16 protein-coding genes and 1 pseudogene are annotated in these 18,030 nt (G+C 70.1%); 5 read left to right on the top strand and 12 right to left on the bottom strand.

All coding sequences use genetic code 11. The features are described 5' to 3' along the window. Positions 1–48: 48 nt before the first annotated feature. Positions 49–1,014 (bottom strand): WYL domain-containing protein, encoded by a 966-nt coding sequence (locus ABZT02_RS02290; protein WP_356013320.1) that lies wholly within the window; start codon positions 1,012–1,014, stop codon positions 49–51. A 92-nt stretch (positions 1,015–1,106) separates the two neighbouring features. Here ABZT02_RS02290 and ABZT02_RS02285 point away from each other — a divergent pair, with 92 nt between their 5' ends. Further along, entirely contained in the window at positions 1,107–1,472 is a 366-nt protein-coding gene (locus ABZT02_RS02285) for a VOC family protein (protein WP_356013319.1), read from the top strand. Between the two features lie 204 nt (positions 1,473–1,676). Continuing rightward, a pseudogene (locus ABZT02_RS02280) lies at positions 1,677–1,802 on the top strand (IS481 family transposase); the annotation flags it as partial. Between the two features lie 93 nt (positions 1,803–1,895). Here ABZT02_RS02280 and ABZT02_RS02275 read toward each other — a convergent pair. Genes ABZT02_RS02275 through ABZT02_RS02255 form a run of 5 tightly spaced genes read right to left on the bottom strand, consistent with a single transcriptional unit; the run spans position 1,896 to position 7,258 of the window. Beyond that, positions 1,896–3,149, bottom strand: a complete 1,254-nt coding sequence (locus tag ABZT02_RS02275; RefSeq protein ID WP_356013318.1) for a glucarate dehydratase family protein — start codon at positions 3,147–3,149, stop codon at positions 1,896–1,898. Then, entirely contained in the window at positions 3,146–4,054 is a 909-nt protein-coding gene (locus ABZT02_RS02270; protein ID WP_356013316.1) for a 5-dehydro-4-deoxyglucarate dehydratase, read from the bottom strand. Before ABZT02_RS02270 ends, ABZT02_RS02275 begins: the two co-directional genes overlap by 4 nt. A 26-nt stretch (positions 4,055–4,080) precedes the next feature. Next, entirely contained in the window at positions 4,081–5,025 is a 945-nt protein-coding gene (locus tag ABZT02_RS02265; RefSeq protein WP_356013315.1) for a carbohydrate ABC transporter permease, read from the bottom strand. Continuing rightward, positions 5,022–5,927 carry a sugar ABC transporter permease gene (locus tag ABZT02_RS02260; protein ID WP_356013314.1) on the bottom strand — a complete coding sequence of 302 codons (906 nt, stop codon included), beginning with the start codon at positions 5,925–5,927 and terminating at the stop codon, positions 5,022–5,024. Before ABZT02_RS02260 ends, ABZT02_RS02265 begins: the two co-directional genes overlap by 4 nt. After that, complete coding sequence (locus ABZT02_RS02255) at positions 5,924–7,258, bottom strand: sugar ABC transporter substrate-binding protein (protein ID WP_356013312.1); 1,335 nt, start codon at positions 7,256–7,258, stop codon at positions 5,924–5,926. Before ABZT02_RS02255 ends, ABZT02_RS02260 begins: the two co-directional genes overlap by 4 nt. A gap of 167 nt (positions 7,259–7,425) precedes the next feature. On the opposite strand from ABZT02_RS02255, the gene ABZT02_RS02250 reads away from it, so the two are divergent. Then, the gene (locus ABZT02_RS02250) at positions 7,426–8,292 is read left to right on the top strand and encodes a fructosamine kinase family protein (RefSeq protein ID WP_356013685.1); all 867 of its coding nucleotides are present in this window, start codon (positions 7,426–7,428) and stop codon (positions 8,290–8,292) included. A 232-nt stretch (positions 8,293–8,524) separates the two neighbouring features. Here ABZT02_RS02250 and ABZT02_RS02245 read toward each other — a convergent pair whose 3' ends face one another. Next, positions 8,525–10,696: a hypothetical protein gene (locus tag ABZT02_RS02245; RefSeq protein WP_356013310.1), complete on the bottom strand. Its 2,172-nt coding sequence runs from the start codon at positions 10,694–10,696 to the stop codon at positions 8,525–8,527. A 75-nt stretch (positions 10,697–10,771) separates the two neighbouring features. Next, the gene (locus ABZT02_RS02240; protein WP_356013309.1) at positions 10,772–11,155 is read right to left on the bottom strand and encodes a DUF5997 family protein; all 384 of its coding nucleotides are present in this window, start codon (positions 11,153–11,155) and stop codon (positions 10,772–10,774) included. Between the two features lie 58 nt (positions 11,156–11,213). Here ABZT02_RS02240 and ABZT02_RS02235 point away from each other — a divergent pair, with 58 nt between their 5' ends. Beyond that, positions 11,214–12,020, top strand: coding sequence for a LysR family substrate-binding domain-containing protein (locus ABZT02_RS02235; RefSeq protein WP_356013307.1), 807 nt, complete (start codon positions 11,214–11,216; stop codon positions 12,018–12,020). An 81-nt stretch (positions 12,021–12,101) separates the two neighbouring features. On the opposite strand, the gene ABZT02_RS02230 is transcribed toward ABZT02_RS02235, so the two are convergent. Then, complete coding sequence (locus tag ABZT02_RS02230; protein WP_356013306.1) at positions 12,102–13,271, bottom strand: GDSL-type esterase/lipase family protein; 1,170 nt, start codon at positions 13,269–13,271, stop codon at positions 12,102–12,104. 21 nt (positions 13,272–13,292) lie between these two features. Then, entirely contained in the window at positions 13,293–13,862 is a 570-nt protein-coding gene (locus ABZT02_RS02225; protein WP_356013305.1) for a TetR/AcrR family transcriptional regulator, read from the bottom strand. Between the two features lie 70 nt (positions 13,863–13,932). Here ABZT02_RS02225 and ABZT02_RS02220 point away from each other — a divergent pair, with 70 nt between their 5' ends. Beyond that, positions 13,933–14,430 (top strand): FBP domain-containing protein, encoded by a 498-nt coding sequence (locus ABZT02_RS02220; RefSeq protein ID WP_356013303.1) that lies wholly within the window; start codon positions 13,933–13,935, stop codon positions 14,428–14,430. Between the two features lie 33 nt (positions 14,431–14,463). Here the strand turns inward: ABZT02_RS02220 and ABZT02_RS02215 are convergent, their stop codons facing one another. After that, entirely contained in the window at positions 14,464–17,268 is a 2,805-nt protein-coding gene (locus ABZT02_RS02215) for a beta-L-arabinofuranosidase domain-containing protein (RefSeq protein WP_356013683.1), read from the bottom strand. A 255-nt stretch (positions 17,269–17,523) separates the two neighbouring features. Beyond that, positions 17,524–18,000 (bottom strand): Lrp/AsnC family transcriptional regulator, encoded by a 477-nt coding sequence (locus ABZT02_RS02210; RefSeq protein ID WP_355749639.1) that lies wholly within the window; start codon positions 17,998–18,000, stop codon positions 17,524–17,526. Positions 18,001–18,030: the final 30 nt, after the last annotated feature.

The following is an 18,030-nucleotide window of genomic DNA, read 5'->3' as shown; positions in this document are numbered from 1 at the left end:
GAGTCGGCTGTGTAGGGGCCGTCGACCGGGACAGCTGGTTGTTGCGGGTCAGGACGTTGGTGACGGCGCATAGTGGTGGGCAAGGTTGGTGGCGAGGTCATGGAGGTGAGCCCTGGCTTCGGTGGGGCCGTGCACAGTGATGGCGTTCCCGAACGGCAGTAGTGCTCGCACGTCCTCCAGATGCAGGAAGCGGATCGTCACCTTGTGGCCGGTGGCGGATTCCTCATGATTGTCCCGGACGAGTCGTTGGCCAAAGATCCGTCGCGCTCGCTCGATCTGGGTCTGGTCGATGGTGGCGCTGACCTCTGTCGCATGGTTGTGTTCCCACTGATCAACGAGTGCTGCAGCAACGGTGGCCAGGGTCTGGTTCTCGCGGATCCGTCGCGGCTGGTCGACTTCTTTCCACGCCGTGATCCGTTCGAGTCGGTACATCCGTGGCTCTCGGGCGCAGTCGGCGACGAGGTACCAGATGCCGGCCTTGGCGAGCAGCCCGTAGGGATCCACGACCAGGACGCGTGAGCGGGACTCACGGGGGCTGTCGTACTCGATCCGTAGCCGGTGACCTCGCCGCACTGGGCCGAGCAGCGAAGCCGGAGTCGTGCCGGAAGTCTGTGCCTGGAGCCAGGGACGGCTGTCCACGTGCACAATTTCGGTGAGCGGCAGGAGCTCATGAGCTCGACGTGACTGTGCAGCGCCGATCTTGGAGAGCGCGCGCCGGCTTTCGACGGATGGGTTGAGCTCCTCACGTTGCCTCTCATCCAGCCCGGTCAGCGACAGATGATCACGCTCGCCCGGCGTGAGTCGCGTGAGGTCGAGACCGGACCCGGGCAGCATGGTCACGCCTCCGAGGCGGCCGCGTTGTGCGGTGACCGGCAGTCCGGCGTCGCGGAGCCAGTTCAGGTCCCGGGTGATGGTTCGAAGGGACACCCCGAGCGCCGTGGCAAGTTCCTGTGTGGTCACGGCGTCCCTTGATGCGAGGAGCAGCATCAGGGAGAAGAAGCGGTCTGGGGTCACACACCAAGTTTTTCAGGAATTGCGACACGATGCGGCGCATATCCCGGTCAGGCTCATGGATGCGTACCTACGACCTGCGAGAAGGAACAACCATGACCACATCCGTCGTGTCCATCGTCTACGTGAGCGACGCTCCCGCCGCAGCGCGTTTCTACGGCGACCTCCTCGACATGAGGCCGTCGTTCGAGACTCCGGGATACGTCACCTTCGACCTCGGGCCAGGCGCTGACCTCGCTCTGTGGTCTGACCAGTTCGAGGATCTGTCCCCGGATGTCCCGCGGACCAGTGAGGTGTGCCTGGCCATCGACAGTGGACCCGACGAGCTCATCGCGATCTTCAAGCAGTGGCAGTCCAAGGGCGTCACGATCCTTCGCGAGCCTCGTGATCTGGGGTTCGGGCTGACCTTCCTCGCAGCCGATCCTGACGGGAACCGTATCCGCGTGGCACCGCGGGGCTGAAAGGCCACAATGCGGCGGGCGCGCACGACAGGTGTCCTGCCTGCCCTTGTCCGACTTCGAGAGGACGACGACGCCCTCCGCGGCTCGTGAAGCGATGCCAGACGCGTCCCGTCGCCCACGGATCCGCTGACATGAGCATCTCCCGCGCATGCCCCAGCAAGTGTGGGTAAATCGCCGGCGGCTACACGGTGATGTGAACCGCGCGCGACGGCTGCTGCCTTCCTCGCCCGGGCGAAGGGCCGGTTCGCCGCCCACGGCATCAACCGCGTCCACCGGGTCGTCACCGACCATGGCGCTTGCTACCACTCCGGCGACTTCCCCCGCATCGTCCGGCGAGGCACCCGGCATCAGAGAACCACGCCAGGGCGCCCGGGTTCGCCGGGCGCCCTGGCTCATAGGGGTCGTGTCACCAGTGGGGCTCTGTCACCAACGGGGAAGCCTGAGTTCGTAGTCGGGCTGGAAGCGCCGCATGTATCCGGTGTCGTCGCGGCTGCGTACCCCGGAGTCCACGTAGAGGCGGTGCAGCCGGGCCAGGGCGTCGTGGTCGAGCTCCACGCCGAGGCCGGGCCCGGTCGGGACCTTGACCTCGCCGTCGCGGAACTCCAGGACGCCCGGGCGGATCACGTCGTCGGCGTGGTTCCACGGGTAGTGGGTGTCGCAGGAGTGGTCGAGGTCCGGGATCGCCGCGGCCACGTGGGTCATGGCGGCCAGGCTGATGCCCAGGTGCGAGTTGGAGTGCATGGAGAGCGCGAGGCCGAACGCCTCGCAGACCGCGGCCAGTTCACGGGTGCGGCGCAGGCCGCCCCAGTAGTGGTGGTCGGTCAGCAGCACCTGGATGGCGTTCTGTTCGATCGCGGGCCTGAGATGTTCCCAGGCGATCACACACATGTTGGTGCCCAGCGGCATCGGCGCGTCCTTCGCCACCGCCGCCATGCCCTCGATGCCCTTGGTCGGGTCCTCCAAGTACTCCAGGACACCGTCGAGTTCACGGGCGACGTAGGTCGACGTCTCCACCGTCCAGGCCGTGTTGGGGTCCAGGCGCAGCGGCTGTCCGGGGAAGGCCTCCGCGAGCGCCTTGATCGCGGCGATCTCCTCGTCGGGCGGGAAGACACCGCCCTTCAGCTTGAACGACCTGAACCCGTACCGCTCCTGCATCAACCGGGCCTGCTCCACGATGCCGGCCGGGTCCAGAGCCTCCCCCCACTCGTCACCGACCGCGGCGCGACCGTCGAGGGCCGGATGCTCGGCCCACTTGTAGAAGAGGTACGCGGCGAACGGCACCGAGTCCCGGACCGTCCCGCCGAGCAGATCGCTGACCGGGCGGTCGAGCAGCTTGCCCTGCGCGTCCAGGCAGGCCACCTCCACGGCCGAGGTGGTCCAGCCGCGCTCGTGCGAGGAAGGGACCGTGGGCAGCAGGGCGGCGTCGACGGCGGCCGACACGGCGGTCGTGTCGAAGACGTCCATGCCGACGACGACCTTCGCGGCGGCCTCGAGTCGCTCCAGGCGGGCGACCCCGCCGGGGGACTCGCCGAGGCCCACCGTGCCGTCGTCCAGGACGAGTTGGAGGATGATCCGCAGGGCGAGCGGCTCGTGCACGCCGTTGGAGTTGAGCAGCGGCGGGTCGCGGAAGGCGATCGGGGTGACGATCAGCTCCCTGATCCGGGTCGGGTCGCTCATGCGCCGACCACCTCCAGGCCGTGGTCGACGAGCTTGGACAGCCGCGCGACGTGCTCCGGCGTCGGGTCGACCAGGGGCGCCCGTACGCCACCCACGTCCAGGCCACGCAGGGCCACTCCCGCCTTGACCAACGCCACGGCGTACCCCGGTACCTCGTCGCGGAGCCGGACGAGGGGGCCGTAGAACTCGTCGAGGAGCGTGTCGATCAGCGGTCGGTCGCCCGCGGCGAGCGCCCGGTGGAAGGCGAGGGCGATCTCGGGCGCGAAGGCGAAGACGGCGGAGGAGTACAGCGGCACACCGATGCCCTGATAGGCGGGCGCGGTCATCTCCGCCGTGGGCAGGCCGTTGAAGAACTGGAAGTCCTCCGTGCCCGGCACGGCCCGCACCGCACGCACGATGCGGTGCATCCGCTCGATGTCGCCGAGGCCGTCCTTGAGGCCGACGACCTTGGGGAGCTCGGCGATCGCGGCCGCCGTGTCCTCGGTGAGGCGGGCGGTGCCGCGCTGGTAGAAGACGACGGGCAGGTCGCTCGCGGAGGTGACCTCCTCGACGTAACGCACCAGGCCCTGCTGCGGGGCCGTCACCAGGTAGGGCGGGAGCAGCAGGATGCCGTCGGCGCCCGCGCGGGCGACACGTGCGGCGTGGTCGCGGGCGACCGGGGTGGGGCCGCCCGCCGCGGCCAGGACCGGTACCCGGCCCGCGGTCGTCTCGACCGCGACCCGGGTGGCCCGTTCGATCTCGTCGGGCGTCAGGGCGTGGAACTCACCGGTGCCGCAGGCGACGAACACGCCGCCCGCACCGGCCGCGACGCCGCCGTCGATGTGCTGGGCGAGCCGTTCCTCGTCCAGCGAGCCGTCCGCGGCGAACGGTGTCACCGGGAAGAACAGCACTCCTTGGAACTTCATGTCTCCCTCAAACGTGGGGGTCGGGGTCAGCCCTTCGTGGCGCCGGCGGCGATGCCGGTGACCAGGGAGCGCTGGAGGAGCAGATAGACGATCAGGCTGGGGATGAGGGCGATGACCGCACCGGCCAGGACCACACCGGAGCCCACCACGGGGTCGGTGCGCAGGGTGGCGAGGGCCACGGTGACCGTGTAGTCGGTGGGGTCCTTGGCGGCGATCAGGGGCAGCAGGTACTGGTCCCAGATCATGATGAACCCGAGCACGCCGGCCACGCCGAGCGCGGGCTTGCACAGCGGCAGGATGATCTGCCACAGCATCCGCAGCTCGCCGACGCCGTCGAGGCGGGCCGCCTCCTCGATCTCGTCGGGGATGTCCCGCATGAACTCGGTCAGCATCATCACCGAGAAGCCCCAGGCGCCCAGCGGCAGGATGACGCCCCAGACCGTGCCCTTGAGGTCCGCGTGGACCACGGGGACGTCACCGAGGACCAGGGAGAGCGGGATCGCGATGACCTCCTCGGGCAGCATCAGCGTCATCATGAACAGCATCATGATCAGCGCCTGGCCGCGGAACCGGTGCCGGGCCAGCGCGTACGCGGCGAGGGTGCACACCACGAGCTGGAGGAGCAGCCCGCCGCCCGCTATGACCAGCGAGTTGCCGAGGTAGTCCCACATGCCCTGCGCGCCGGCCACCTTGAAGTTGGACAGCGTGGTGTCGTGCGGCAGGAAGGACAGCGAGGAGCCGCTGGGGTGGGTGGTGAAGGCGCCCGAGAAGATGGTGAGGAACGGCGCCGCGAAGATCGCGAGGGCGATCACGCAGAGCAGGATGCGCAGGCCCCAGGCGAGACCGGGCCTGTCGTCCCAGCCGAGGGCGGTGTCGAAGCGGGCCGGGGTGGTCCGCCCTCCCTTGGTGGTCCGCCCGGCCGGGGTGTCAGGGGCCGCCGGCCGGACGGAGTCGATGACGGGGGCGCTCATCGCGCTTCTCCCCTCTTGCGGAGGTGGTTGACCATGACGGTGAGCAGCAGCGTCACGCAGAGCAGGACGACCGAGGCCGCCGAGGCGCCGCCGATGTCGTTGCGGGTGAAGCCCAGGGTGTAGGCGCGGGTCATCCAGACGTCCGTGGACCCGGCGGGGCCGCCGCCGGTCAGGACGTAGACCTCGGTGAACACGCGCAGCCCGCGGATCGTGGCGAGCGTGAGCACGATCATGAGCGCCGGACGGATGGCGGGCAGCGTGACGTGGCGCAGCCGCTGCCACAGTGAGACACCGTCCATCGCCGCGGCCTCGTACAGCGAGCGGTCCACGCCCGCGAGACCGGCGAGGAAGATCACCATGTTGTACGGGGCCCAGATCCAGATGCCCATCACCATCGTCGAGTACAGGGCGATGTTCGGGTTGTCGAGGAACTGGACGGTCCCGAGGCCGAAGAAGTGCAGGCCGCTGTTGAGGAGGCCGTCGGAGGTCGGGTAGTACATCAGCCGCCACAGCTCGCCGACGACCGCGGTGGCCGTGACGGCGGGCAGGAAGACGGCGGTGCGGAGGAACTTCAGCGAACGGGCCTGGCCCTCCAGGAGCAGCGCGAGGGCGAACCCGAGCAGGATCGCGCCGACCGCCTGGCCCAGGCCGAGGATCAGGGTGTGCCCGATGGCGTCCTGGAAGCGGTGGTCGGTCAGGACCCTCGTGTAGTTGTCGAGGCCGATCCACTGGTCGCCGAGGAAGGGCCGCACGTGGAAGAAGCTGAGCCAGATGCCCTTGGCCATCGGCCAGAACTTGAAGACGAGCGCGAGCAGCAGACCCGGAGCCAGGAAGAGCCAGGGGACGACGGCCTTCTTGCTGAAGGCTCCGCGCGTTGTCGGGGCGGGTACGGTAGCGGTCATTTCAGCAGCCCCTGGTCCTTGAGGTCACCGGCGAGCGTGTCGCCCAGCTCCTTGAGCTGGGAGCGGACGTCACCGCCGCAGTACGTGAAGATCGAGTTCAGCGCGTCGGCGGTGTCCTGCTTGATCGGGGCGAAGTCCGGCGCGTTCGGGAACTGCTGGGAGGCGTCCTCGTAGGCCTTCTGTACGACACTCCAGCGGGCGTCGTTCCTGACCTTCGCCGCGTCCAGCGTGGTGTTGACGGGGATGCGGACGACGGGCTGGTGGCCGTCGACGCTGGTCATGGCGATCCTCTGGCCCTCGGGCGAGACCAGGAACGCGGCCAGCGCCAGCTCCTGCCTGTCCTTGCCGGTCCTGGCGCCGAGGTAGACGTTCTCGCCGTCGGCCAGCACATCACCCCCGGCCGGCCCAGCGGGGGCGGGGACGACCTCGTACTTGTCCTTGCCGGGCGTGGTGTCGAAGGTGGTGATGTTGTAGGGGCCGGTCATGTACATCCCGGCGTTGCCGTCCTGGAAGTTGGTGGCCGTCCCCGTCACCGCGGTGATCGCGCCGGGCTGCACGACACCCTTCTTGCCGCAGAAGAGGTTGTCCTTCATCCAGGTCACGGCGTTCACCGCGGCCGCCGAGTCCATGGTGGGGGTGTACTTGCCGTCGCCTGTCGGCTTGATGATCTGCGCGCCGCCCTGCCACAGGAAGCTCGAGCCCCACCAGGCCGCGTAGCCGTTCTGGGCGCTGGCCGGCGCGACGATGCCGTACGTGTCGGCCCTGCCGTCGCCGTCCGGGTCCTCGGTGGCGAAGGCCTCGGCGACGGAGAGCATCTGCTGCCAGGTCGTCGGCGCCTTCAGCCCGAGCTTCTTCAGCCAGTCCTTGCGGATCATCAGGGTCTGGGCCTGACGGGAGTAAGGGATGCCGTAGTGCTTCCCGTCGATGCCCACCGTGGAGGCCCAGGACTTGGCGGTGATCTGGTCGCCGCCCGCGACCGAAGCGGGGGCGATGGGCTTGAGCAGTCCCTGGCTCTGGTAACTGCCCATCAGCGCCGTGTCGTTGATCATGACGTCCGGGAGGTCCTTGGTGGACGCCCGGCTCTGGAGCTGCTGGTCGAAGTTGATGACCGGCTGGTAGTCGATCTTGATGCCGGTCTTCTCGGTGAAGGCGGCGAAGACCCGGTCGTAGGTGGCGGCGGAGTCCGGATTGCTCCTGGTCCAGACCTCCAGTGTGTTCGGATCGCTGCCGGCCGCGCTGTCGGAGCCGGAGCCACAGGCGGCCGTTCCGAACATCAATCCCGCGACGGTGGCCGCTGCGGCCAGGCGGCGTCGTCGTCGGCGATCGCCCATGGACACTCTCCGTTCATATCCGTGAACCCGCTTCACGAATCTAAATGATCGGCCAAGCTACGGATTGGTTCATCCGTATGTCAAGACATGGCTGGGAGTCTTCACAGAGGCTGTGCACGAGCCATCGGGGAATGCTGGTGCGAAACGAAGTGATCAGGGAGGCGCGGGTGTACGACCAAGGCGACGGCCCGGGTGCGGCCGCGACGCGGCTCACCGGCCGTCAGGCGACCCATGAACGTCCGCTGTCCGGCGCGCTGTCCGAGGTGACCCTCGACGACGGCCGGGCGGTGATGGTGAAGCGCGCAGAAAGCCTGGAGGAGGCCCGGGCGGAGGCGGCGGGGCTGCGCTGGCTGGCCGGGGCCGGCACGGTCCGGGTGCCGACCGTGCACGGCCAGGACGGCCACTGGCTGGTGACCGACCTGATCGCGCGGGGGCGGCCGAGCCGGGAAGCGGCGCTCGATCTGGGCCGGGCGCTGGCCGGACTGCACCTCGCCGGGGCGCCCGCCTTCGGGTCGCCGCCCCCTGGTGGTCCCCGGGAGGCGTACATCGGGCGCGCACCGATGCGGAACGCCGAAGGCGCCGAGTGGCCCGGGTGGTACGCCGAACAGCGGGTGCTGCCGTATCTGCGGCGCGCGGTGGACGACGGCACGATCGCGCTCGCGGAGGCCGAGGTGATCGAGCGGCTCTGCGCGCGGCTGCCCGGTCTCGCGGGTCCCGCCGAGCCCCCGTCCCGGCTGCACGGTGACCTGTGGAACGGCAATGTGGTGTGGGGCGCCGACGGCCACGCCTGGCTGATCGACCCGGCCGCGCACGGCGGCCACCGCGAGAGCGACCTCGCGATGCTCCACCTCTTCGGCTGCCCACACCTGGACGAGGTGCTGCGCGGCTACCGGAGCGCGGCGCCGCTCGCCGACGGCTGGGCCGACCGCGTCGGGCTGCACCAGATGTTCCCGCTGCTGGTGCACGCCGTGCTGTTCGGGCGGGGATACGCGGAACAGGCGCTCAGCACGGCGAAGGCGGCCCTGGAACGGTGAGCACCGGTCCGGGCCGCCTGGGCGCGTGACGTCGACGACGAGGAGAGCGAAGGGGCTGAGCTCTAGGAAAGCCGGTTGAAAACCGGATAGAAGGAAGCCCCTTCATGGCCTCGTTGCACGTGCCACGTCGATGGTGAGGAAAGCGGAAGGGCTGGAAATCCGAGCCCCATGAGGGCTCATCACATTGAGAAGGAAGCCCCCTCCATGGCCTCGCCACGCGACACGCTAGCAGTCACTCGGGGATCAAGTCGCGCAGATTTCCAGGGGTGATGACCACCGAGTCCGGGTGCAGCCCCTCGGGACGCTCCAGACCGATGTACGTCACGGGCCCCTCCGGCATCGATTCGCCGTTCCAAGTCGCCACCTCCGTACCGCCGTTCGCCATCAGCTCGGTCAGGTACCCGACCGTGAGCTGCTCGCGCTCGACGATGGCACGCACCAGCGTCGCCACCGACACCTGGTTGTCCTCGACGCGGTTGTACGCCGGCTGCCCCTTCAGGTACAGGTGCAGCCATTTGGCGTGCCAACTCCCGTCCTGCGCACGCAGGAACGCCAGCGGCAGCGCCACCCGGCCGGGACCGCGCAGCTCCGACTTCATGCGCACGGTACGCGCCTCGAAGGGCCGCCCCGGCTGCTCGCTCTCGCGCAGCATGAACCCGAAGAACGACTCCTCGGCCTCCTCGAACCCCTCTCCGGAGTAGATGTTGACCTGCGGCACGATGTACGTGCCCCGCACCGCCCCGAGCCGCAGGTTGATGAACTCCGAGGCGCCGTCGGGTGCGTTGGTGATGTCACCCGAGTGCTCGCCCTCCACCTCGTGGAGATTGGTGTACGACAGCCACGACACCGTTTCGTAGTCCGCGTCAAGGAGCAGCGCCGACAGGTCGTAGTCGGTGACCCGCTGCGCCTGCTTCCAGTACACGAAGAACCGCAGCAGCTCCCCGTCGACCGGCGAGAGCGAACCACGGGGCAGCACACCGAGCCCGGCCGAGGTCGCGCGCCCGCTGAGGGGAAGCGCCACGTCGAGGACGTCGGGATCGACCAACAGCCGCTCCGGCGACGGGAGTCGGCGCCCGATCTCCGCATCGAGCATGGTGATCAGACGCGCCCGGTCCGGCTCCGGTATCGCCGTACGCGTGTCGTCGGCGACATGCGCGCGGCCGGCCCGGTTGATGAACACCCGCTTGCGGCCCGTCTCAGCGGCCCGGTTGTGCAGGTACTCACGCACCGACAGGACGACCCGCCCGGAGACCTCCGGAGCGGCCTGCTCGACGGCGGCCACCACGGCGTCCCGCTCCTCCTGCGTGCGCGCGGTGCGCAGCAGTCGGTCCAGCGCGCGGAACAGCCTGCCGGGCGCGGACTTGAGCAGCTCCGCCGCTCCGGCGACGTCGTCCGCGCCGAGCAGCGCCTCCACGCGGGCGTCGAAGGTGTACGTCTTCTTCTCGCCCCTGGCCACCGCGAACACCTCGGCGGCATGCGGCCACTGGGGGTACTCGTGGGGGTGCAGCCGCTCACCGAGCCGTTTGAAAACCTCGCGGTGTGCGAGGACGTCGGCCAGCTTGGCCGGAGCCGCCGCGACGACCGAGTCGAGCCCCGCAAGCAGCGCCCGGCGGACCGTTCGCGACAGCGCCCGGAACCGGGTCGGCTCCTGGAGGGACACGTCCCCGGCCGACAACGCGCAGGCCAGCCGCAGTACATCGGTGACGGTGTCGAGGAGCAGGCCCGAACCCGCCTTCAGCCGGGCCTCGTTGACGACGGCACGGTTCTCCCGCACCGGGATCGCCTCCGGCTGGGGGCCGTCCGCACAGTGCTCGGCGAGCACCTTGAGATCGGCCAGGTGCTCGTCGCCGAGCGGCGTGGTGCTGCCGGCCAGCGCCAGGTACAGGGCCGTGACCTCGTCGTTCAGGGCGCCGCCCAGATGCAGGACCGTCAGCCGGTCACCGACCGCGGCCGTCAGCTCGTCGTGCGCGGCGAGCATCTCGTCGTACGTGTGCCGGTAGTTGCCGTACGACGGCAGCGTCAGCAGGTTGATCACGCCGCTGCGCAGCTGGGCGAGGACGCCGGAGCGCGCCTTGCCGTCCTCCAGGGCCTCGCGCACGCAGCGCATCCAGAACTCGAAGGTGTCCGGGACGTTCGCCGGGAAGTCCTTGAAGTAGACGTTGTGCCGCACATGGTCGCCGGCCATCTCACGGACAGTGGCGAGCGTGGGCACGGCGGTGTCGACGACCGTGCTCTCGGACAGCCCCGACAACGTCCGCAGCGTGTCCGCGGACAGCTTGAAGCCGACGGACATCAGCGCGGCGTCGAACTGCCGCGCCGCGACGTCGCCCGCACCGGCGGGGCCCGCGGGAGCGGGCAGCCGGAGGGCATGCCGAATGACCAGGGATTCCAGACGGTGGACCATGCCGGAATGGTCGCAGAGGTGTTCGATCCGGCGCACCGGAGTTTTCGGGGCCCAGGGCTTGCGCGGGCCCCCGGTTCAGGACTCCTCGCCCTGCTTCTTGTCCTTGATGCGCGCCGCTTCCTTGCGGACCTCCGCCTGCGTGGCGCGCTCCTTCTCCAGCCACTCGGGACTGTCCTCCCGCAGCGCCTCGATCTGCTCCGTGGTGAGCGGCTCGGTGACTCCGCCGCGGGCGAGACCGGCGATGGAGACGCCCAGCCGCGCGGCGACGACCGGGCGGGGGTGCGGGCCGTTGCGTCGCAGGTCCTGCAACCACTGGGGCGGGTTCGCCTGGAGTTCGTTGAACTCGGCGCGCGAGACGACACCCTCCTGGAACTCGGCGGGGGTGGCAGGGAGGTACACACCCAGCTTCTTCGCCGCGGTGGCGGGCTTCATCGTCTGGGTGCTCTGGTGCGACGTCATGGAGTCCAGACTATCGGCCGCGCACGAGACCTCCGACCACAGTGGGTAACCTTGCCGCGTGACAGACTCGCCAGCATCCCCCTCCTTCCGGCTCGCGTACGTCCCCGGGGTGACGCCCGCCAAGTGGGTGCGGATCTGGAACGAGCGCCTGCCGGACGTGTCCCTGGAGCTCCTCCAGGTAACCGCCGCCGAGGTCTCCGACGTGTTGCGCGACGGGGCCGCGGACGCCGGGTTCGTACGACTGCCCGTCGACCGTACGGTCTTCAGCGCGATCCCCCTCTACACCGAGACGACGGTGGTCGTGGTCCCCAAGGACCACGTGGTGACGGCGGCCGAGGAGGTCACCCTGGAGGACCTGGCCGACGAGGTCGTCCTCCACCCCCTCGACGACGTCATGGGCTGGGAGCAGCCGCCCGGCGAACCGGCCTTCGAACGGCCGGCCACCACGGCGGACGCGATCGACCTCGTGGCGGCGAACATCGGCGTCCTGGTCGTCCCCCAGTCCCTGGCCCGTCTCCACCACCGTCGCGACCTCACCTACCGCCCGCTCACCGACGCCCCGCAGTCCGAGATCGCCCTGTCCTGGCGGGAGGACGCGACGACGGACATGGTCGAGGACTTCATCGGCATCGTCCGGGGCCGGACGGTCAACAGCTCACGGGGCCGCACCCAGCCGGAGCCCGAGCGCAAGCAGCGGCCCGAGAAGAGTGGCGGACGCAAGCCGACGGGCGGCGGAAAGGGCGGCGCGGCGCGGGGAGCTTCCGGCGCGGCCAAGGGGGCCCGCGGCGGGTCCGGCCGGACCGGCGGTTCGGGCGGCTCCAAGGGCGCGGGCGCGCGACGGGGCAAGCCCAAGCGCAGGGGGTAGGGCTTCCCGGGGCCGGGCCACCTGGGCCGGGGTTCCTCGGTCGTGGCGCGCACGGTCGCGACCACACGCGCCCGGCACGCCTCAGTCGCCGGCGAACACCCCGTCGGCCCCGAAAGCCACTCCCGCGAACCGTTCCCCGATCCGCCGGTGCGTCGCCGCGTCGGGATGCAGGTTGTCCGGCAGCGGCAGCTCCGCCGAGTCCTCCTCGCCGTACAGCTCGCGCCCGTCGAGGTGGTGCAGGTTCGGATCCTCGGCGGCCCGCTGCTTCACGATCCGGGCCAGTTCCTCGCGGATCACCTGAAGGGTGAGCTTCCCGCTCGCGCGCTCCGCTGGGTCGCCCAAGGTCTGGAACCGCAGCCGGCCCTCGCCGATCTCGCCGAAGTCGGGGAAGCAGGGGCCCGGGGTGTCCTCGTGCATCGGGCACAGGATCGGCGAGACGACCAGCAGGGGCGTGTCCGGGTGGCCCTCGCGGATCGTGTCGAGGAAGCCGTGGACCGCGGGGCCGAAGGCGCGCAGCCGCATCAGATCGTGATTGACGATGTTGATCCCGATCTTGAGGCTGATCAGGTCGGCGGGAGTGTCCCGCACCGCCCGCGCGGTGAACGGGTCGAGGAGCGCGCTCCCGGCCAGGCCCAGGTTGATCAGCTCCACGCCGCCCAGCCTCGCGGCGACCGCGGGCCAGATGCCCGTGGGGCCGGCCGCGTCGGAGCCGTGGCTGATGGAGCTGCCGTGGTGCAGCCACACCCGTCGGTCACCGCGGGGCGCGGGCTCGACGGGCGCGTCGGTACGCAGGGCGATCAGCTCGGTGGTCTCGTTGTGCGGCAGCCAAATCTCGACGTCCTTGACCTCGCCGGACAGCCCGTCGAACCGGACGGTGCCGGGAGGTCCGGGCCGGACCTCGGACGTCCCCTCGGTCATGTCGACGGTGATGACGTTGCCGCTGCGCACACTGCCCTGCCCGGCCGGCCGGCCGTCGACGACCAGGTCGTACACGCCGTCGGGCCGGGGCGGCGCACCGACGTAGGCCCGCTTGGTCGGCAGGGTGTCCAGCTCCAGCGCGGTGGCCCGGGTGCGGAAGACCAGTCGTACGCCGGAGGGCTGGGACTCGGCCATGGCCAGCTGGTCGTCGGTGTTCTGGGCGCGGGCCCGGGCGGGCAGCCGGTGCGGCAGGACCCCGTGCTCGGTGTGCTCCACGTCGAGGGCGCCGCGCAGCAGGTCGGCGGTGACGGGGGTGGTGATCCAGTCGTGCATGTTCCTCAGCCTGTCGGTCGGTCAGGAGGTGGGCCAGTTGCGCAACAACGAGTCGAGGGCGTCCAGGATCCGCGTCCAGGACTCCTCGGAGTCGGGGGAGCTGTGGCTGAACCCGCCTGCCCCCTCCAGGCTCGCGTAGCCGTGGAAGGCGCTGCCCAACAGCCGTACGGCGTGGGTCTGGTCGGGTTCGGGCAGGTCGTAGCCGCGCAGGATGGCTCGCATCATCTGGGCGTGCCGTACGCCCGCGCTGGCTGCGGCGGTCTCGGGATCGAGGTTCAGCCGGGCGGCCGCGGCACGGCCAGGGTGGGCGTGGGCGTAGTCGCGGTAGACGTTGGCGAAGGCGGTCAGGGCGTCCTTGCCGGCCCGTCCGGCCACCGCGTCGGCGGAGAGGTCGGCGAGCTCCTCCAGGGCGAACAGGGCGATCCGGGTCTTGAGGTCCTGGGAGTTCCTGACGTGCGAGTACAGGCTCGCGACCTTGACGTCGAACCGCCGGGCCAGCTCCGAGACGGTCACCTGCTCGAAGCCCACCTCGTCGGCCAGTTCCGCGCCCGCCCGGACCAGCCGTTCCGTGGTCAGCCCTACCCGTGCCATAGCCGTCCTCTCGTTCACCGGACTCGATTATGCGTTTGCCTAAAGCATTTAGGCAAACTAGCGTGAGCTTATGGAACCGTTGACCGAGCAAGAGATCCGTGCCGCCTTCGTGAACTGCACCAAGGGCGCGGCGAAGCGGCTGTCCGTGCCGCGTGACCTGGCCGACCGGCCGTGGGAGGACCTGGACTTCCTCGGCTGGCGCGATCCGCAGGCCCCCGACCGCGCCTACCTGGTGACCGTCCTGGACGGCCACCCGACGGCCCTCGCGCTGCGCGGTGCGGCGGCCGGCTCCGGGCAGGCGCGGCGCAGCATGTGCTCGATGTGTCTGACCACCCACTCCGGCGGCGTCTCCCTGATGGTCGCCCCGAGAGCGGGCAGGGCGGGGCAGCAGGGCAACTCGGTCGGGGCGTACATGTGCGACGACCTGGCCTGCTCGCTGTATGTGCGGGGGAAGAGGGACGCGGGCGCCGGTGCGCGGCTGCACGAGACGCTCACTCTGGAGGAGAAGATCCGGCGGACGGTGACCAACCTCGCCGCCTTCGTCGCCAAGGTGACGGGCGCCGGGTGAGGCGCCCGTGCCCTCGGAGTCATTCTCGGCAGGTCAGGAGACGTACGTCGCCTGCTGTGCCGTGCTCACCACCGTCCGGCCGTTCGCCAGGCTGAGCAGCCCGGCCGCCACCCAGGAGATCACCGTCGACTGCACCCGGGCGACGAGCGCGTTCTTGTCGGCGAAGGGCGCCCCCGCCCAGATCTCGTCGAGCAGTGAAGCGCCGCCGGGCCGCACGGGGTTGGCCACACCGGAGTCGAGCGTGCCGAGAACGACCTTGGGCTCCGAGCGCCGGAAGCAGGCGTGGGTCGGGTCCTCGGTCCCCTCGTGGAAGGGGGCGAACTCGGTGCCGTTGAGCGTGTAATGCAGGGGCTTGCCGCTCACCGGGGTCAGAGTCGGCAGCAGATCGCCGGACAGGGCCGCGTTGGCGTAGAGCCCGAACTGCAGATAGCTGGTGGCCGCGTTGCGGGCGACCAGGTTGACCGGGCCGTAGAACAGGGTCTGCAGGGTCGGATCGTCCAGGGCCTTCTCGACGCGCAGCCGGAACGGCACGGTGACGCGGACGACGTCCCCCGCCTTCCAGGTCCGCGTCACCGTGAAGTACGACCCGGCGACCGGAGTCCCGCTCACCGCACTGCCGTTGACGGTCACCCGGAACCCGGCCGTGGACCACGACGGCACCCGCAGCTTCAGCCCGAAGGCCGCGCTGCTGCCGCCGAAGGTGAGCGTGGTGCCCTGTTCGTTCGGGTAGGTGGTCGCCTGGGTGACCGTCACTCCCCTTTCGGCCCAGGTGAGTCGGGACGGACTGTAGAGGTTGACGTACAGCGCGCTGCCGTCGGCGGCCTTGAAGTACACCGAGTCCTGGTACTTGGTGGCACTCTCCATGCCCGTGCCTTCGCAGCAGGTGGTGCCCTGCTTGGGTGTGAAGTCCCGGACATGCCCGGGCGTCAGCCCGATGAAGTAGGTGACGAGCGGTTTCTCCGCGTCGGCCTTGTCCTGCTTGGATCCGAGCACCTGGTTGTAGAGGGCCCGCTCGTAGTAGTCCATGTACTTCGGGGACTGCTCATGGAAGAACAGCGTCCGGCTCAGCTTCAGCATGTTGTACGCGCAGCACGTCTCCGCCGTCGTGTCGCTGATGGTGCCCGCGATCACCCCGGAGGCCTTCCAGAACTCCCCGGTGCTGGTGCCGCCGATGCCGTACATCCGGACCGGGACGACCATGTCCCAGAAGTTTTTCGCCGCGGTGAGGTAGCGCTGCTCACCCGTCGCGTCGTACAGCCTCAACAGGCCCGTGAAGATGGGGATGTGCTGGTTGGCGTGCAGCCCGTTGAGCGTGTCGGTGTTCGCGGCGCATGCGTCGATCAGCTTGTCGAGATCGAACAGGCGGGCCAGCGAGAGGTGTTCGGCCTTCCCGGTGAGCGAGTGGAGGTCGACGATCGCCTCCACGATGCCGCCGAACTCACCGCTGGAGAACAGGCCCCACATCCGCTGCAGGGTCGCCTCGGGGAGCGCGGACAGCCGGGAATGCATCCAGTCGCCCATGCCCGACGCCAGGTCGAGGGCACGGGCGTCGTCGGTGGCGGTGTACGCGTCCAGCAGGCCCCGCAGGATCTTGTGGGCGGTGTAGTAGGGCGCCCACACCTTGGTGTAGTCGCTGCCGGTCATCGACTCCAGCTGGATGAACTGCGTCTCCGGGTACGCCGCCAGGAACCCGGGGTGGCTCGGCCCGCCCCACGTCCGGCGCAGAGTCGCGGTCAGGCCGCGGCCCGAGGCGTCGGCGAAGGTGCCGCCGGTGGTCTCGAAGAAGTCGTACGACGCCAGGTCGCCGCGTCCCGCGGGGCCGGCGGCGGCCCGGTTGCTCTGCAGGGCCGTGATCTCGGTGGCGGTCAGCGCCCGGGACCAGACGTTGAACTCGTCGAAGGCGCCCGCGAAGACGGGGTCGCCGGAGTAGTGGGAGCGGCCGAGCCAGTGGTGGGCCAGGCTGCCGAGCGCCGCAGGGTTCAGGCTCATCGAGGTGTTCGTCGCGACAGCCGTGCCGTCGACGTAGAGGATGCCGGTCGTGCCGGAGATCGTGACCGCCAGGTGGCTCCACCGGTCGAGCGGCAGCGCGGTCGTGCCGTTGAGCCCCTGTTCGCCGCCGGCCCCGCTGCCGGTGATGGCGAAGCGGGGCACGCCCGAGCCGTTGCGGGCGGCCAGGTACAGGTACTTGGAGGTGTCGTTGCCGAAGTCCAGGACGCGGGCCCAGTTGTCGGCGTGGGTCGGCCTGACCCATGCCGACAAGGTGAGGGCGGAGGCGCCGCCGAGCACGGCCGCCGGCAGGTCGACGTACTGGTAGGAGCCGCGCACGTTCTCCTGGGCCGTCCCGAACTTCCCGGTCACGGCGAGCATCTTCGGGTCGGCGCGCAGGGCCGAGCGGACCGCGGTCAGCGTGCTCACCATTGTCGCGATCCGTTCGGCGAAGACCTGCTCGCCGGTGCCGGCGTACGCCTGCGACAGCATGGTGAGGAAGTGCCCGGTGTAGTGGCCGCGGAGGTTGCCGTTGGCCTCGCCGTCCAGCCCCTCCCAGCCGCCGGGCGCGACGGCGCCGCCGGTGGACAGGCCGGCGTTGGCGCGGAAGACCTGGAGCAGCCGGTTCACGTCGTAGCCGCGCGCATGATCGAGCATGAGCTCGCGTTTGTCGGCGAAGAGGCCCGGGCCGAGGACGACTTGGTCGAGGGCGAAGGGCTGGGCGGTCCACACGGGCGGTGCCTCCGAAGCTGCGGCGACGGCCCGGCCCGTCGGCGCGTAAGTGATCGCGGGGGCCGCGGCCGCGAGGGCGGCGACCTGAAGAAGTGATCGTCTGGAGAGGGGCGGTGCCATGGGGTGCTCCTCCGCGTTGTCGCTCACGACAGGGATGACGATATTTCGAACGATGTGCGAGTGATCGACCAGACGATAGGGAGGAGGCGGGTGAGGGTCAACGGGTCCGGAGCGGTGAGTTCCGGTCAGGCGGTGCAGGCGACTCGGATCGTGAAGCAGAGGGCGAGCCCGCGGTGAAGTCCGGGACGCCGCGCTGGGCGAGGGTCCGCCGACCCACTTCGTGGTCGCTCGGCTCGCTGTCCAGGATGTCGAAGATCAACTCCGGGCAGCGCGCCCGACCGACTCCACCAGCGGCAGCAGCCGGTGAGGGACCCGCTCCCGCAGCGCCACCTCGGTGCGCGTCCGCACCACACCCGGCAGGCTGATCACCTTCTGGATCACGTCCTCCAGGTGAGCGTTGTCCCGCGCCACGACCCGCGTCAGCAGATCACCGCCACCCGCGATCGAGAACGCCTCGACGATCTCCGGAACGGCGGCCAGCGCGTCCCCCACGTCGTCGAGCCGCCCCTGGGTCACCTCGATGTGCACGAACGCCAGCACCGGATGCCCGAGCGCGGCAGGCGACAGCGAGGGCCCCGTGCCGGTGATCACCCCGTCCCGCTCCAGGCGGTCGAGCCGCGCCTGCAAGGTGCCTCGCGCCACGCCGAGGATCCGCGCGTACTCCCGCACGCTGGTCCGCGGCTGCTCCAGCAGCAAACGCAGGATCCGGGTGTCGAGCTCGTCCACGGCCATGGCGTTCGGCCTCCTCGTGCCTGGTCCTTT

The sequence above is a fragment of the Streptomyces sp. NPDC005402 genome, assembly GCF_040606575.1.
In the GTDB taxonomy this organism is placed as follows: Bacteria; Actinomycetota; Actinomycetes; order Streptomycetales; family Streptomycetaceae; genus Streptomyces.
This window is presented reverse-complemented; position numbering and strand designations above follow the sequence as displayed.

Bases quoted from the DNA above. Each gene is read 5' to 3' on its own strand.
- ABZT02_RS02240 (WP_356013309.1), bottom strand. From the start codon at position 11,155: ATGACGTCGCACCAGAGCACCCAGACGATGAAGCCCGCCACCGCGGCG.
- ABZT02_RS02210 (WP_355749639.1), bottom strand. From the start codon at position 18,000: ATGGCCGTGGACGAGCTCGACACCCGGATCCTGCGTTTGCTGCTGGAG.
- ABZT02_RS02270 (WP_356013316.1), bottom strand. From the start codon at position 4,054: ATGAAGTTCCAAGGAGTGCTGTTCTTCCCGGTGACACCGTTCGCCGCG.
- ABZT02_RS02275 (WP_356013318.1), bottom strand. From the start codon at position 3,149: ATGAGCGACCCGACCCGGATCAGGGAGCTGATCGTCACCCCGATCGCC.
- ABZT02_RS02215 (WP_356013683.1), bottom strand. From the start codon at position 17,268: ATGGCACCGCCCCTCTCCAGACGATCACTTCTTCAGGTCGCCGCCCTC.
- ABZT02_RS02220 (WP_356013303.1), top strand. From the start codon at position 13,933: ATGGAACCGTTGACCGAGCAAGAGATCCGTGCCGCCTTCGTGAACTGC.
- ABZT02_RS02285 (WP_356013319.1), top strand. From the start codon at position 1,107: ATGACCACATCCGTCGTGTCCATCGTCTACGTGAGCGACGCTCCCGCC.
- ABZT02_RS02225 (WP_356013305.1), bottom strand. From the start codon at position 13,862: ATGGCACGGGTAGGGCTGACCACGGAACGGCTGGTCCGGGCGGGCGCG.
- ABZT02_RS02230 (WP_356013306.1), bottom strand. From the start codon at position 13,271: ATGCACGACTGGATCACCACCCCCGTCACCGCCGACCTGCTGCGCGGC.
- ABZT02_RS02260 (WP_356013314.1), bottom strand. From the start codon at position 5,927: ATGACCGCTACCGTACCCGCCCCGACAACGCGCGGAGCCTTCAGCAAG.
- ABZT02_RS02245 (WP_356013310.1), bottom strand. From the start codon at position 10,696: ATGGTCCACCGTCTGGAATCCCTGGTCATTCGGCATGCCCTCCGGCTG.
- ABZT02_RS02255 (WP_356013312.1), bottom strand. From the start codon at position 7,258: ATGGGCGATCGCCGACGACGACGCCGCCTGGCCGCAGCGGCCACCGTC.
- ABZT02_RS02265 (WP_356013315.1), bottom strand. From the start codon at position 5,025: ATGAGCGCCCCCGTCATCGACTCCGTCCGGCCGGCGGCCCCTGACACC.